Origin of the sequence: Plantactinospora sp. WMMC1484 (assembly GCF_049315195.1) — a bacterium.
Classification (GTDB): Bacteria; Actinomycetota; Actinomycetes; order Mycobacteriales; family Micromonosporaceae; genus Plantactinospora.
This window is the reverse complement of record NZ_CP186055.1, coordinates 4,382,522-4,397,072: the sequence shown is the minus strand read 5'-3', so window position 1 is coordinate 4,397,072 and position 14,551 is coordinate 4,382,522. Positions and strand designations below refer to the sequence as shown.

Genomic DNA, 14,551 nt, shown 5'->3' with positions numbered 1-14,551 from the left:
GTGCTCATCCGACCGTCAGCGCATCGGCCAGCCGGCGGGCCGCCGCCTCGTCGACCCGGCCCGACGCGTACTGCACGATTCCCAGCAGCTTGTCGCCCTGCGAGATCATCGTCAGCTCGAGCGGGAAGCGGCTGGCCACGCGGGGCGTCAGCACGCTGACCCGGCGGTTGCCGCGATCGACCGGTGGGGGCAGCGGCGGTAGCAGCTGGAACACCGCCTCGCCGAGGCCCGACGCCGCTGGTAGCTGTGCGTACGCGAAGTGCTGGTGCTCCCGGGCTTCGGCGACCACCCGTGTGGCGTCGGCGACCAGGTGGGGCAGGCTTCGACGGGCCGCGCGCTGGCGCAGGATCACCAGATTGGCGAAGAGGCCGATCGTACCCATCATCTCCGGCCGCGGTCGGTTGGCGAACGGCGCCGCAACACAGACGTCGTCGAGCCCGAACTCCGTCGCCAGCGCGGCCTGGTAGGCCGACAGCAGCACGGTGAACAGCGTCGTCCGCGCCTGCTGGGCCACCGTACGCAGTCGCTGCGCCGCTCCGGCCCCCATCGTGAAAACAACCTGCCCCCGCTCGGATCCCGGTGCCAGGGGCAGCGCGGCGGCCCCGGCAAGCTGCGCCTGCCAGTACGCCCGCGCCGCGTCGTCGCGTTGTCGGCGCTGCCACTCCAGGGCGTGGCGATACTGCCAGGCGACCCGGGGCAGGGCGGTGTCGTTGTCAAGCAGCCGAAGAAGCTCGCTCGTGACGACCGACGACGACACCGCGTCGGTGCTCAGATGGTGCGTGTTGACGCAGAGCACATGGTCGTTGGTGCCCCGGCGCCAGTACGTCACCCTCAGCACGCCACGGCGTGCGTCGATGGGTGTGGCGATCTCCCGGTCCAGCGCTGCCTCGGAGAAGACCCCTCCGTCGACGATGGGCACCGGTGAAGCCGGGTGGATGAGCTGCAGGAGACGGCCCTTGCGTCGTTGGTAGGTGGTTCGCAGTGCCTCGTGCCGGGCGACGACGGCGTCAAGTGCGGCCGGCAGGTGGTCGATCGAACCGGTGACCGCTAGCAGCAACGGGTAGTTCAGGCATCCGGAGCCAGCCCGATGGTGGTCAATCATCCACAGCAGGCGTTGCGACATCGACGCCGCGACCTCGCGTACCGGCGGCGTCACAGCCGGGCTCATTCGCGGGGCCGATAGATCGTCTGCCGCCCGGCCGCGATGAACAGCTGGCTGCCCGGATCATGGACGTCGGTGGTGTGCCAGACGCCTCGTGGGTTGATCATTGCCTCGCCCGGCCCGAGACTGAGCGTGTGCAGCCGGCCGTCGGCCAACTCCTGGATGACCTCGCACCGCCCGGTGAGCAACACGACCACCTCGTCGCCGTGGACGTGCTGCTCCCAGTGCGTCCATGTCTTCCGCATCGGCACCACGCCGACCAGCCGGCCCTCGTCGCGGTCCTTGACGAAGCGGACCAGGTACTGACGCAGGACATCGGGAGTGAACTTGAATCCCGGCAGATCCACCGCGCTCGCCCCGAGTCCCAGGTGGACGAAGGTCTTCGACAGGTCGAACGGCTCGGCACCCTCGTAACTCATACCTTGCTCCTGGCATATCGGCGGTTTCCCGGCCCGAAGTAGCGTTCTCGCAGCGTCGGCTCGTCGTCGGGATAGGACGACCGCATCAGGCCGCGGCGCTGCAGCTCCGGGATCAGCAGCTCACACAGGTCTCGCACCCCCCGGGCGGCGAATGCCGGGCTGATGTTGAATCCGTCGATTCCGGTCCGCGCGAGCCACTCCTCCATCCGGTCGGCCACCTGCACCGCGGTGCCGAAGAGCATGAGCTTGCCAAACCTGTTGGGCCGGCGCGGCACCGCGACGTATTCCCGCAGGTCGCCCACGGTCAGCTGACGCTGAGCGGGCAACTCGCCGAGAAACTTGCGCACGGAGTAGAGGTTCTCCGGTGGAATGCTCTCGATCGGCGTGTCGTCGGCGTACGCCCCGAGGTCCACGCCGGACCAGCCGCACCATTTGGTCGTCAGCCCTTCGTGGCTGGCCCAGCGTAGGTACTCGTCCGCCTTGCTCTGGGCGTCCGCCGTGTCGCGCCCGACGATCAGGCCGGTGCCGTGCAGGACGCGCAACTCCCGGCCGAACGAGGCGGCCTCCTCACGAACCCGGCTGACCTCCTCACGCCCCGACGCAAATGACGACAGCGTCACGAAGCACACCTCTGCGCGCCTGGCCGCGAAGGTGCGGCCCCGCGGCGATGCTCCGGCCTGGTAGAGCACCGGTGTTCGCTGCGGAGACGGCTCCGTCTGGTGCGGCACGTCGACGTCGAAGAACCGGGAGCTGTGGCGGATGGCGTGCACCTTGCCGGCGTCCACGAAGAGATCGGTCTCCCGGTCACGCACGACCGCGCCGTCCTCCCAGCTGTCCTCCCAGAGACGCACTGCCAGGTCGACGAACTCGTCCGCCCGCTCGTAGCGATCGTCGTGCGCCAACGGCTTGGTCAGCCCGGTCCCGCGCGCCACCCGCATGTCGGACGTAACGATGTTCCAGCCGATCCGGCCGTTGGTGAGGTGGTCGAGGGTCGAAAACATCCGGGCCGCCGAATAGGGCTCGTGGAACGTCGTCGAGTAGGTGACTGCGAAGCCGAGATGCCGCGTGACGGCCGCCGCGGCGGGGATGACGAACGCGGGGTCGATCGTGGGCGCCTGGACGGCATGGCGCAGCGCCGGGGCGTACGAGTCTCGGTAGACGTTGAAGGTGCCGTGGATGTCGGCCAGAAACAAGGCGTCGACACACGAGTCCTCGAGCATCCGCGCCGTTTCGGCCCAGTAGGCCAGCGACCGGTATCCCTCGGCAGACGGATCCTCGGGGTGCCGCCACAGACCCTCGAAGAACGGCGAGGGTATGCATTGGGTCAGCACGTTCAGCAGCACGAGGTCTCCTATGCGACGTATGCCTTCGCCTGCAGGCGGTACAGCTCCGCGTAGAGCCCGCCACTGGCCATGAGCTCCTCGTGCGACCCCGACTCGACGAGCCGGCCGCCCTCCATGACGAGGATCAGATCGGCCATGCGAACCGTCGAAAAGCGGTGCGAGACGAGCAGCGTCATCCGGCCGTCGGAACCCCCGGCCCGGGCCTCGTCGGCCACCTGTTGGAAGATCTCGTACTCCGACTGGGGGTCGAGGGCGGCGGTCGGCTCGTCGAAGATCACCAGTAGGGCCTGTTCACGCATGAAGCTGCGGGCGATGGCGAGCCTCTGCCACTGGCCGCCGGAGAGCTCCACGCCGCCGTCCCACTCCTTGCCCAGCTGCGTGTCCCAGCCCTCGGGCAGCTCGTTGACGAAGCCGCAGCGTGCCTTGTCCAGGGCCCCCCGGACGACCTCGTCGACGTCGGTGCGCTCCAGGTCGCCGATGCCGACAGCCTCGCGGACCTTCAGCTCGAAGCGCACGAAGTCCTGGAACGACGCCGACAACCGGCGGCGGTAGCGCTCGACCTCGAACTCGGTGATGTCGCGGCCGTCGAGCAGAATTCGGCCGCTGGTTGGCGCATACATCTGGCTCAGCAGCTTGACCAGCGTGGTTTTTCCGGCGCCGTTTTCGCCGACGAGGGCGACGACCGCCCCGGCCGGCAGTCGGACGCTCACATCGTCGATCGCGAACCGGTCACTGCCGGCGTACGAGAAGCCGACGTTCTCCAGGACCAGGCCGTCGTTCACCCGGGCCGGGGCGTCGTCGAGCGGCCTGGGCCGAGCCCGCAGCCCGAGGTCACGCAGCAGATGCTCGTAACTCTTGGCCACCGCGACGGCCCGGGCCACGAGCGAGGAGAAGTCGGAGGACACCATCGCGGCGGCGATGAGGACAGCGGCAAGCGCCAGCGTAAGGGCGACGTCGCCAGGCGAGCGCCGGCCCGCCACCGCGGCCTGGATAATGATGTAGACAGCCGACGTGTACGCCGCCGCGAGCAGCAGGTAGCCGAGCGACTTGATTCCCACCGCGGTCGCAATCGCCCGCTCCTTGCGGCGCATGGCGCTGTCGGCGAACTCGCCGTGCCGGCGCACCAGGTCCGGGCCGAGGCCGTAGACGCGGACCTCCTTGCCCGACTGTGCGGACGTGGCCAGCTTGAACATCTCCGAGACGGAGCGCCGGGTGGCCGACACCGCTTCCTCGGACTCGTTCTGGATGCGCTGGGCGACAGCATGCAGCCAGACGACCGGCAGCGTCATCAGGGGGAGAAAGAACAGCCGCCAGTCCAGCCGGAACAGTGTGACCGAGGCGATGAGCAGCTGAACCAGGATGATCGGGGTCACGAAAACGCCCATCATGCCCATCAGCAGCTCGCCGAAGTTGCGGCGCAGGATCTGCAACCGGTCCCAGTACACGGAGTTTTCGAAGTGGTCCAGGCTGGGAGACTTCACCGTGATCCGCATGATGCGCCGCTGCATGACCATGATGAGTACTTCGATGCTGCGTGCCATGAAGGCGCGCTGTGCCACCGGACTGTAGATCAGTACGCACAGCGCGAGGACACACGTGACGCCACCGACGATGATCTGACCGCGATCCTGGTAGTACGTACCGTTGATCAACGGGCGCAGGCCGAAAGCCAGCACCAGGGCGGCTACGACGTTGGCCATGGTGACGAAGAGGTGGCCGACGAAGATCTTTCGGTTTGTCTCCCACATGATGCCCAACATCACGCGTAGCGCGTCGACGGCGTCCTTCATCGGGCCACCCCCGTCTCGACCGTGTCGGCAGCGGCCTCGTCGGTCTCGCCACCGCTGCCGGCCGCGTCGTCGAGTTCGAAATTCGCCGCCTGGAGCGCGAACATCGTCGCGTAGTAGCCGCCGCGCGCGATCAGCTCGTCGTGGGTACCCGCCTCCGAGACCTTGCCGTCCTGGATGACGACGATGGTGTCGGCCTGGCGTACGGTCGAGAAGCGGTGGGAGACCACGATCGTCGTTGCCCCTTTTGTCAGGTCAAGATACTGCTCGTACAGCCGCGCCTCGGAGCGCGCGTCGAGATGGGCGGCCGGCTCGTCGAGGACCAGCACACCGGCGCCGTGCCGCACCGCAAATATCGCCCTGGCCAGCGCGATTTTCTGCCACTCCCCGCCGGAGAGCTCGGAGCCGCCCTGGTGTTGAGTGGACAGGACGGTGTCCCAGCCCCTGGCCATGCCCTTGACGACGTCGGCGACGCCCGCCGTGTCGGCCGCGGCCTCGACGCCGTGCCGGTCGTCGAGGTGCTCTACCGCGCCGAGGGCAACGTTGTCCGCAGCACTCAACTCGTACTTGACATTGTCCTGAAACACCGCTGCGACGTGGCGCTGCCACCGATGCGGATCCAGCTCGGCCAGGTCGACGCCGTCGACAAGAACACGCCCGCTGGTCGGTGGGTACAGTCCGCAGAGCAACTTGATCAGAGTGGTCTTGCCGACACCGTTCTCACCGACGATCGCCACCGAGGTTCCTGCGGGAATAACGAGATCGAGCCCGCGCAGGCGTTCGACACCAGAATCGGGGTAACGGAACGAAACCTGCTCGAACCGGATTTCCTGCAGCGGCGCACCGGCAGGCAGGGTCCGGGTCGGCGGCGCGCCCGGCCGCACCCCGACCGCCGCGATCGCCTGCTCATGACGGCTGAGCATTTTCAACGCCATCGTCGTCCGCAGCCGCGACGCGGTCGCGGTACCCAGGGCGGTCAGGCCGACCAGCATCGCCTGGGCGTACACGATGGCCTGACCGATACCCAGTTGAGCGCGGGCCGCGAGCGTGCACATCCAGGCCAGCAGGCCGACGGCGACGAGGCCGAGCGTCGCGGTGGCGAGCATCTCGCGCCGGCTGGAACTGCGAAACGCATCGGCGTGCGACCGGTCCCAGCTGGTTTGGTAGCCGCCGAGCAAAAAGTCGCCGAGTCCGAAGACCCGCACCTCCTTGGCCGGCCCCGGCTCGGTGCCCAGCGTGAAGAAGTAGTGCGCGCGCCGTTTTTCCGCCGTCGAGTCGAAATGGACATCGGTGGCTTTTTTCGCCACGCTCCGGCCCTCCCGCTCGGCCCAGAGCACGGCCGCGAGGAACGCCGGCCCCGCCCACCATTGGAAGGTGGTGAGCACGACCGCCGCGCCGATGAGTAGCCCTCGAGCGGACAGTAGAAGGGTCAGCTCCCACGCGAGACGACCGGGGCGCATCCACTGCGCGAAGGTGTCGCGGCCTACCGAGATGAGGTCCATGGTGGCCGGGTTTTCCAGGTGTGCGATGCCCGGGGGCGCCATCACCTCTCGCATGAGATCACTTTGCAGCCGGTGGTTCACCCGGTCACCGAGCGCCTCACAGGAAGCCTCGCGCGCCGAGTAGGCGGCCCACTGGATCGCGACCAGAACTCCGGCCAGCAGCGCCAGGCGCGACAACGAGTGCGCCTGTGCCGAATCCGGTCCGCCGCTGACCGCGGCCGGTAGGTTCGTGAGAATCCTTCCCACGACAACGATCGCGACCAGGGGTACACCGATCATCGCGACGGTGACCAGGCCGACAAGCAGGGTGTACCCGGGACTGGCGAGCCAGGCCACGCGAATGAACCGCAGGTAGCCGCCGATCGTCGGGAAACGCTTGGCCAAGGCATTCTGCATCGGAGTACCTCTTTTGTCAGGCCGGTCCGCCTGGTTCCAAGGTTTCGGCATACGCGAACACGTAGCCGTCGAGCACATCCAGCGGGGCCAGCGCGGCGACCTCCAGGCCCTCGACGTCGGCGACGTCGAGTTTGGCCCGGCCGTGCCAGACCGCGCCGAACTCCACCCCGGAAACCTTGCTCCGGACCAGGTCGTTCTGCTCGGGAAGCGCGCCCCAGCCGGGGAGGTGCCGGGTGTGCACGAACGGCTGGGTGGCCAGCGCCGGCGGCGCGGCCGCCCGGCCCGAGATCTCCACCGCTCCGGTGAGCAACCGCCGGCCCTGTGCGGTCAGCGTGGCGTTGAACCGCCCGCCGGGCGCCTTACGGCTGCTGGCCCGGCCGACCTCGTACGCGCGGGTGAGGTGCACCGCGCCCGGTAGCTTCGGCAACCCCTGCAGGAGTCCGCGAACCAGCGGCACGACGGAGTCCACCCAGGCGTACGGCACCCGGGCCACCGGCCGGCCGGCGTACTCGCAGTCGAGGGTGATCAGTGCCTCGCGGAACTGGCCCCGCTCGGGGTCGTGCAGCTCGGCCTCGTCGTCACCGCACCATTGCCACTCGCAGAAGACAATCGCCGCGTTCGCCTCGCGATCTGCCAGCGTCAGCCCTGCAGGCAGCAGCGCCCGGCAGGCATCGGGATCGGCCCGGTAGCTGATCCACAGCATCTCGCCGGAAAAGTGCCACGGCGGCGGAGGGACGATGGACGACCGTCCCTCCGGGGTCAGCGGTGCCGTGTAGCCGCGCATCAGTCAAGATGCTCGCGGCCGACCATCCGGTCGGCGAGCCACCCGGCGTCTGCGCTCTCGTCACCGTTGACGCAGGCCACCACCAGCAGCTCGCGCAGGCACCACATGAGTTCCTCCACCCGGGCGTGGTGGAACCGGCGGGGGTCGTACTGCATCCAGATCGCTACCCGCTTACGGCTGTCCTCGGCAAAACCGACCTCGAGAGGCCAGCCGGGGAACTCGGCGGGCTCACGCCACGAGGCGCCCGACGGCTTGGAGTCGAGCATCTTGTAGTAGTGGGCGTTGTTCGGCAGGTAGTGAATCCGGATCGGGGGAACGTCCAACCCGCCGACGGTCTCCGCGACCTTCAGCAGCTGGACCGGGTGTCGCAGCGCCTGCAGGACGGTGGTGCGCCCGGCCTCGGCCGCCTCCGCCAGCGTGGTCGATCGAGTGACGCGCGAACGCAACAGAACGTTGTTGGCAAAGTTGCCGAGAACCGAGTTGTATTTCGCGGGCCGCGTACTGGCGGCGGTCGCCAAGGTGATGTCCTCGATCCCCCAGATCGCGGAGAGCGCGATGTTCACCAGGCCACCGACGGCCATGAACGACGACATCCGATGGCGGCGACAGTACGCACGGAAGGCGGCCGTGCCCTCGTCGGGCAGCACGAGCACCCGCTCGCCGGCGTCGTCCCCGCTCGGATCCGGTCCCTCGTCGGGTATGCCGCCGGCCGCCCGCATCCCGTCGAGCGTGTTCTTCCAGAACTCCAGGGTCGCGTGAGGAAGCGGCTCGTTGCGCTGCTCGACGGCGAACTGGGCGTAGGTGACGTCGGGCGGAGGACCGAGCGGACCGGGTTCATGACCGAGGATCTGGTTGACCTCCGTGGACAGCCGCGCCGTCGATCCGGTGTCGGTGATCATTTCGTTCATGTCGAAGTAGAGCTTGCGGCCCGGCCCGTCCGGGTCGGGCGCCAGGAAGACGCGCACGAGATCTTCCGGCATGACGTGGTTTTCGTAGAGTCCGTCCACCGGGTACAGCGGCTTGTCGACAACCCGGATCTCGTGCTCGTACGACGGCAGCACGTGGCGGCTGCCGCCCGAGTTGACGGTGTCGTACGCCGTGCGGAGGATCTCGTGCCGAGCGGTGACGGTGTCGACGAGATGCCGTAGGAGACGGTCGTCGACGGTGTCGTCGAGGGCGACCGCCAGCAGTGAGCCACGTTTGAAGAAGACCTCGCGATCGGCACGGAACTCCCGCCACGATTTTTCTTCGCTGTAAGAGAGAGGCCATGAAGACACGGTGCCGGATCCGGATCCGAGATCTTGCATTGACGAATGGTACGACAGTCGATGCAATGTAGGCAACGAAACCGGTGGAACGCCCCCCGACGCGCCGACCGAGGAGTTCCGAGATGACGGCTGCCGTGACCAGGATGCTCACTCCCGCCCAGGCGCCCGCCTGGCATGTCGTCGGCCATGCCGAGGCCAAGAGCCTGCTCGCCGACGAGCGCATCGGGATGTCTCATCCCGATCCGGCCAAAGCGGCGTGGTACGCCACCGACGACGTCTCCGGGCGACCGCGCGGGGGGAGCGAGACCGAGTACCTGGAGCACGCCGAGTGGCGGCGAGCGATGACGAAGGTCTTCTCGCCCGCCAAGCTTGCCGCCGCCGCCGCGAGCACGGCCGGGTTCGCCGACGACATCCTCGCCGGTCTACGGCACCGCCCCCAGCCGGTCGACCTGAACGCCGAGTACGCGATCCCGCTGTGCTCGCGGATCATCTTCCAGGTCCTCGACGTGCCGGACTCCGAACTGCAGACGGTGCAGGGCTGGACCGACCAGGGCGCCACGACAGGTGACGTCGATCGCTCCCTCCTGGGGATGAAGGCGCTGCTGAGCTTCGCCACCCGCCTGGTCCGCGAGCGGCGTGACGGCGACGGTGCCGACGCCGTCTCCGAGCTGATCCGGGCGGGCCGGGCGGGCGGCAGCGGCGGCGATGGCGGCCGCGTGGTGAAGCTGGTGGCAGGAATGCTCGCCTTCGGCCGGGAAACCCCGGCGTCGGCCCTGTCGAACGGCATCGTGCTGCTGCTGAGACAGCGCGAGCAGCGCGACCTCCTGCGGGCCGATCGGGCGCTGGTGGCCGGCGCGGTCGAGGAGATCCTGCGGATGTTCCATCCGCCGGCGGCCACCCCGCACGGTCTGCTCCGCTATGCCCACGCTGACGTCGAGTCGGGCGGTGAGCACATCGCCAAGGGCGACATGGTGCTCATAGACATTGCGCGGGCAAACTTCGACCAGCGAACCTTCGCCGATCCCGAACGGTTCGACATCACACGTTCGCCGAACCCTCATCTGACCTTCGGGTCGGGGTTCTACATGTGCAATTTCGCCAAGCTCGCGCGGCTGGAGTTGGCCGCGGCGCTCGACACGCTCTTCGAGCGCCTGCCAGGATTGGAGCTGGCCGTGCCGGCTGAGGAGCTGCGGCACAAGACCCATCTGCGTACGCGGGCGATCGAGGCGCTGCCGGTCACGTGGTGACCGGCACCCTCGACCGAGTCAGAAGGTCTGCTCGACCTTCGCCCACCAGCGCTCGGCAACGTCACCGATGGTTTCACTTTCGAAGAACCAGTCGAGCTCCGGCTCCACAGAAAACTCTTGCGCCACCCAGTCGATGATGATCGCCATCGACAGGGAGTCGCCACCTGCGTCCAGGAAATGCTGGCTGGGCGACACGGAGTCGACACCGAGAACCTCGCCGATCAGTTCGACGAATCGCTCGATGCTTTTGCTCTTGGCAGCGGGGGTGAGCCGCGGCGATGAGAGGGCTTCGGTCGTAGGGGCCATCTGTCCCTCCGGGGGTGAGGCTACTTGTCCACGCCAGGTCATTCTGCCTTAGCACAGCGCCATACGTCCATGCATTGATCTGTTGTTCGAGTACCCCGAGGGTGCCGGTGCGGTGGTCAGACCTGCGATTCTCCGGCACACCACCAGCGCACTCCCTCGCCCAGATACACCCGGGCGGACACCGTGTCATGCCCGGTCGGCCCAGTGTCCAGGCGCACGCAGCTGCCACGCTCCCGCAACGCCGCCGCGACTTGCGCGGACGCGGAGAAGTCGCTGGCGCTGCCCGGATCCTCGAACTGTCCCGCAGCGAGGTACACCGCTGCCGGGACCGCCGCGGCAATGCGAACTCGCGTGCCGGCATCCTCGACGGCACGGCCACGGTGCAGCACGTCCATCCGCTCGGTCAAGTGGAACGCACCCGAAACCAGGATGGCCGGCCCGAGGATGTCCCGCCGCTCGCAGGCGGCGGTGAGGGCGGCGACCGCCGCGGCGCTGAACCCCGCGACGGCGCAGTCACGGGCGTCCGGTGCGAGCGTCGGCAACAACTCGCCGACCACGAACTCACCCAGACACCCATCCCGGCGGCCGAGATCGCGCAGGTGTGCCGTGTAGTGTTCGGCGCCGACGGCGATCCCGATGAACGGCGTACCGAGTTCCTGCAGGCCGTCGAAGAGCAGCGCGGGATCGCCCCACTCGTTGGCCCCCGTGAAGAGCACCATCACCCGGCCACGCGGATCGGCGTACGGGCGGAAGACGGTGACCGTCTTTGCCGTGCCCAGCACGGCACTGCGCAGCGACTCGGAACGCGCCCGCCCATGTCGGGGCTCCCGTCGTCCACGCGGAGGCCGGGGATCGGGCGCCGCGCCCGGCAGGGCGAGCAGCGAGTCACAGATCCGTGCGCGCAGGCTGGGAATGTGGATCTGGTCGAACGACGGGTTGAACGGGTCGAGCCGGCGCCGCGTCGCGGAATAGACCAGGTGGAACGGGTCGGCTTCCGGCTCGGGATCAGGGCAGTAGTGGTACTTGACCCGGGTCCCTGCCGGGAGCGTCGCGGTGACCGCGAAGGTTGCCTCCCCCAGCGCCGCCATCGCCGCCACGGCGCCGGACAGTGCCGGGCAGATCAGAGCGGCAGACTCCACTGTCCCGGCCCGATCGTGGTAGACGAACGTCACGTCGTACTCGTCGACAGCCGGGCCGGGCACCACGATCGGCCCCCGGTGCTGCGAGGCGAGCGCCCGCACCCGGCTCGGGTCGCCACCCGCGCCGCCGGGTAGGTGGATCTCCGCGCGTGAACTCATGCCCGCAGATCCACGTACCAGCCGTCGCCGGCGAGCAGATCCAGGCTCATCTTTCGGGCCGCGTCCCAGGCATCGGCCGGGGTGTACACGATCGGCTTGCCAGCGAGGTTGAACGACGTGCAGGTGACCGCGCCGCGTTCCATTTCGCCCAGCAGACTCCAGTACGCCGGCTCGCCCGCGCACGTCACGGCCTGCGGCCGGGCACTGTTGTCCACATGGGACACGCATACGAGCTTCGATAGCGCCGCGGGCCGAATCGTGCTTGCCACCAGCATGTACGGAGATGGCACGCCGTCGAACGAAGCGTCGAAGTCCTCCGCGCGCACCGAGGGGGCCAGCGGACGCCAGGCCTCGCGGCCCTTGACCACGTTGAGCCGGTCCTTCATCGCCGCCGAGGCCGGCGAGGCGAGCACCGCGCGCCGACCGAGCGCACGCGGACCGACCTCGGCCCGGCCCTCGTACCAACCGCAGATCGCGCCGGAACGCAGCCGGTCGGCGACGAACGCCGGATCGCACTCCACGACCTCGGCGCCCAGCGCGTGCAGGCGGGCCTGGACCGCGGCCGAGCTGAAGCCCCGGCCGAGCGCCGCGCCCGTCGCGGAGCGGACCGCCAGCGGGTCGGCGGCCGAGCAGACGGCGGCGCCGACAGAGATCCCGGCGTCGTTGGCCGGCGGCGGGACCACCAGTGTGATGCCGCGCTCGCGGCACCATCGCGCGATCCGCCCGTTCATGGTGCAGTTCAAGGCGACGCCCCCGGACAGCAGCAACGTCGGCGCGGGGTCGGTGATCTCGGCGACCAGCGCCAGAACACGCTGTTCCAACATCGTCTGTACGCCCAGAGCCACGTCGGCGCGCTGGTTGAAGGAGGCGCCCCGGGGCACCAGGCTGCGCGCCCGCAGGATCATCTGCCGATGGTGCGACCGCATCTCGTCACGGTCGGTCAGCACCGGCACCGGACCGGGAAATCGGTCGTCGGCCGGGTCGTCGACGGGGGTCATCGCCTCGACCCGGCCGTACGACGCCAGCCCCATCGTCTTGCCCTCCTGGCCGCGGCGGAATCCGAGCGCCATCGTGACCGCCTCGTAGAGCAGGCCGAGAGAGCCTTTCAGGCCGAGGTTCCACTCCTTGACCACGTCGCCGTTCCGGACACGGAAAAAGGCGCCGGCGGTCGACTCCCCCGCACCGTCGAGCACCAGGGCATCCATCGTGGACACACCGGCGGGGGCGAAAGGCACGGCGCTCCAGAAATGCGCCACGTGATGGTCGACGAAGGTGATACGCGCGTCGGGACGCAGCGGCACGCCGGCCGTTGCCAGTTCCGCCCGGATCCGGTCAGCCTCGCTCCGCGCGGTCGCACCGACGCCCAGCGCCTCCGGCGTCCACCCGTGGGTGACGACGTCGACCTGACCGGCGTCTATCCCGGCCAGCGCCAGGACTTCGCGTACCGCACCGGTCGGCAGGCCGCCGGGTGCGTGCCGGACGTGCGTCAGGCGTTCCTCCTCCACAGCCGCCACGAGTTCGGCGTCGACGACGAGGGCGGCCGCCGGATCGTGGTCGGCGCCGGCGAACCCGTTCAGGCCGAGTGATATCACGGAATCCAGTATCGGCCGGGGTCGAACCGAAATCCATGGGCCTCGCCTCGATTGCTCGATGTCCCGCGCCGTTGGCAGGATGGACGCGTGCTGAAGGCACTCCTCGACGCGATCGGCGCACACCCGGCCACTGGCGCGCTCGCCGCCCACGACGCCCGCACCCTCGGCCGGGCCGAGCTGCTCTCGTACGCGGCCGGATTCGGCAGTAGCATAGGCCGGGTCGCCGCAGGCGACATCTGGATCGGGATCGCCGACCAGCTGACCCACACGGTGGCCGCGCTCGGCGCGCTGGGCGTCGCCGACACGGTCCTGCTCGACACGGGCACCGCCGTCTCCACCGCCCAGGCGCTGCCCGTCCCGGCCCGGGTGATCACCGATCGCGCCGGCAGCCCGCTGGCCCGATGGGCTGCGGACCGCGGCCTGCTGACCGTGGTCGACCGTTCCCTGTTGGACGATCCGGGCCGGCCGCGACCGCCTCGTCCCGGCACCGCGCTGAAGTTCCTCACCTCCGGCACGACCGGCGCACCGAAGGTGATCGAGCATCACGAACGGCAGGTGCTCGCGGCCGCACACGGTGTCGCCGCGCGCCTCGGGCTCGGGCCTCAGGACGTCTCGCTGACTCTCGCCGCGCAGAACCACACACTCGGGTTCATCACGGGCGTGCTGGCTCCGCTGATGTCGGGCGGAACGGTGGCCTTCGGCGACCTTGGCGAGCCCGCCGCCCTCGTCGACCGGATCCGCCAATCCGGCGCGACGTGGTGCGCGGCCTCGCCCGCCATCCATCGGCTGGTACACGACGTGAGCCGGCGGGCTGCCTTCCGCTGGCCAGGGCTGCGCTTCCTGCGCTCCAGCGCCGCGCCGCTGACCGCCGAGTGCGCGGCCGATCTCGAGGACTACTTCGGCGTGCCAATCGTCAACGCGTACGTGCTGACCGAGGCGCCCGGCGAGGCCGCCTCTCAGGCGTTGGACGCACCGCGTACGCCGGGCACCGTCGGCACGCCCAGCCTGTGCGAGGTCGAGATCCGTGACGGCGTCGTCTGCCTGCGCGGCCCGAACGTCACCGGGCCGCCTGGCTGGTTCACCACCGGCGACCTGGGGACCCTGGACGCGACGGGCGTGTTGACGATCCTGGGCCGTTGCGACGACCTCATCAATCGCGGCGGTTTCAAGATCGAACCGCACACGCTCGAGGCCGCGGCGTTGCGCCACCCCCATGTTGCCGAGGCCGCTGCCTTCCCCATCTCACACTCCTGGCTCGGCAGCACTGTCGGGCTGGTCGTCACGCCTCGGCCACCCCACACGCTCTCCGCCACGCAGGTGCGCCGCCACCTGCAAACACAGCTATCCCGGCGGATGTGGCCGGACCGGATCGTCGTGGCCGACGAGATCCCGCGCACCGATCGCGGAAAGATCTCCCGCCGAACGCTCGCCGGTCTGCTGCTGTAGG

At 69.1% G+C, this 14,551-nt stretch carries 12 protein-coding genes; 2 read left to right on the top strand and 10 right to left on the bottom strand.

Going from position 1 to position 14,551, the window contains the following annotated elements:
• Positions 1–4: 4 nt before the first annotated feature.
• From ACN28C_RS19305 to ACN28C_RS19275, 7 genes are read right to left on the bottom strand one after another with little or no spacing between them, the layout of a single operon-like run.
• Complete coding sequence (locus tag ACN28C_RS19305; protein WP_422768944.1) at positions 5–1,168, bottom strand: condensation domain-containing protein; 1,164 nt, start codon at positions 1,166–1,168, stop codon at positions 5–7.
• Complete coding sequence (locus tag ACN28C_RS19300) at positions 1,165–1,581, bottom strand: hypothetical protein (RefSeq protein WP_422768943.1); 417 nt, start codon at positions 1,579–1,581, stop codon at positions 1,165–1,167. Before ACN28C_RS19300 ends, ACN28C_RS19305 begins: the two co-directional genes overlap by 4 nt.
• Positions 1,578–2,924 carry an NtaA/DmoA family FMN-dependent monooxygenase gene (locus ACN28C_RS19295; RefSeq protein WP_422768942.1) on the bottom strand — a complete coding sequence of 449 codons (1,347 nt, stop codon included), beginning with the start codon at positions 2,922–2,924 and terminating at the stop codon, positions 1,578–1,580. Before ACN28C_RS19295 ends, ACN28C_RS19300 begins: the two co-directional genes overlap by 4 nt.
• Positions 2,925–2,932: 8 nt before the next feature.
• Complete coding sequence (locus ACN28C_RS19290; protein WP_422768941.1) at positions 2,933–4,714, bottom strand: ABC transporter ATP-binding protein; 1,782 nt, start codon at positions 4,712–4,714, stop codon at positions 2,933–2,935.
• The gene (locus ACN28C_RS19285; RefSeq protein WP_422768940.1) at positions 4,711–6,609 is read right to left on the bottom strand and encodes an ABC transporter ATP-binding protein; all 1,899 of its coding nucleotides are present in this window, start codon (positions 6,607–6,609) and stop codon (positions 4,711–4,713) included. Before ACN28C_RS19285 ends, ACN28C_RS19290 begins: the two co-directional genes overlap by 4 nt.
• Positions 6,610–6,625: 16 nt before the next feature.
• The gene (locus ACN28C_RS19280) at positions 6,626–7,393 is read right to left on the bottom strand and encodes an acetoacetate decarboxylase family protein (RefSeq protein WP_422768939.1); all 768 of its coding nucleotides are present in this window, start codon (positions 7,391–7,393) and stop codon (positions 6,626–6,628) included.
• On the bottom strand, positions 7,393–8,727 hold the full coding sequence (locus ACN28C_RS19275) for a condensation domain-containing protein (RefSeq protein WP_422768938.1): 1,335 nt from the start codon (positions 8,725–8,727) through the stop codon (positions 7,393–7,395). The genes ACN28C_RS19280 and ACN28C_RS19275 overlap by 1 nt, the downstream gene beginning before the upstream one ends.
• Before the next feature lie 56 nt (positions 8,728–8,783).
• Here ACN28C_RS19275 and ACN28C_RS19270 point away from each other — a divergent pair, with 56 nt between their 5' ends.
• Complete coding sequence (locus tag ACN28C_RS19270; RefSeq protein WP_422768937.1) at positions 8,784–9,908, top strand: cytochrome P450; 1,125 nt, start codon at positions 8,784–8,786, stop codon at positions 9,906–9,908.
• 18 nt (positions 9,909–9,926) lie between these two features.
• On the opposite strand, the gene ACN28C_RS19265 is transcribed toward ACN28C_RS19270, so the two are convergent.
• The 3 genes from ACN28C_RS19265 to ACN28C_RS19255 form a co-directional block, all read right to left on the bottom strand.
• Positions 9,927–10,214: an acyl carrier protein gene (locus ACN28C_RS19265; protein ID WP_422768936.1), complete on the bottom strand. Its 288-nt coding sequence runs from the start codon at positions 10,212–10,214 to the stop codon at positions 9,927–9,929.
• 116 nt (positions 10,215–10,330) lie between these two features.
• A complete protein-coding gene (locus ACN28C_RS19260) occupies positions 10,331–11,512 on the bottom strand; it encodes a hypothetical protein (RefSeq protein WP_422768935.1) in 1,182 nt (393 codons plus the stop codon).
• Entirely contained in the window at positions 11,509–13,371 is a 1,863-nt protein-coding gene (locus ACN28C_RS19255) for a carbamoyltransferase C-terminal domain-containing protein (protein ID WP_422768934.1), read from the bottom strand. The genes ACN28C_RS19260 and ACN28C_RS19255 overlap by 4 nt, the downstream gene beginning before the upstream one ends.
• A gap of 3 nt (positions 13,372–13,374) precedes the next feature.
• Here ACN28C_RS19255 and ACN28C_RS19250 point away from each other — a divergent pair, with 3 nt between their 5' ends.
• Positions 13,375–14,550, top strand: coding sequence for a class I adenylate-forming enzyme family protein (locus tag ACN28C_RS19250; RefSeq protein ID WP_422768933.1), 1,176 nt, complete (start codon positions 13,375–13,377; stop codon positions 14,548–14,550).
• Position 14,551 lies beyond the last annotated feature (1 nt).

Excerpts from the sequence above, each read along its gene's own strand:
- ACN28C_RS19305 (WP_422768944.1), bottom strand. The coding sequence starts at position 1,168 with ATGAGCCCGGCTGTGACGCCGCCGGTACGCGAGGTCGCGGCGTCGATG.
- ACN28C_RS19300 (WP_422768943.1), bottom strand. The coding sequence starts at position 1,581 with ATGAGTTACGAGGGTGCCGAGCCGTTCGACCTGTCGAAGACCTTCGTC.
- ACN28C_RS19290 (WP_422768941.1), bottom strand. The coding sequence starts at position 4,714 with ATGAAGGACGCCGTCGACGCGCTACGCGTGATGTTGGGCATCATGTGG.
- ACN28C_RS19285 (WP_422768940.1), bottom strand. The coding sequence starts at position 6,609 with ATGCAGAATGCCTTGGCCAAGCGTTTCCCGACGATCGGCGGCTACCTG.
- ACN28C_RS19280 (WP_422768939.1), bottom strand. The coding sequence starts at position 7,393 with ATGCGCGGCTACACGGCACCGCTGACCCCGGAGGGACGGTCGTCCATC.
- ACN28C_RS19270 (WP_422768937.1), top strand. The coding sequence starts at position 8,784 with ATGACGGCTGCCGTGACCAGGATGCTCACTCCCGCCCAGGCGCCCGCC.
- ACN28C_RS19265 (WP_422768936.1), bottom strand. The coding sequence starts at position 10,214 with ATGGCCCCTACGACCGAAGCCCTCTCATCGCCGCGGCTCACCCCCGCT.
- ACN28C_RS19260 (WP_422768935.1), bottom strand. The coding sequence starts at position 11,512 with ATGAGTTCACGCGCGGAGATCCACCTACCCGGCGGCGCGGGTGGCGAC.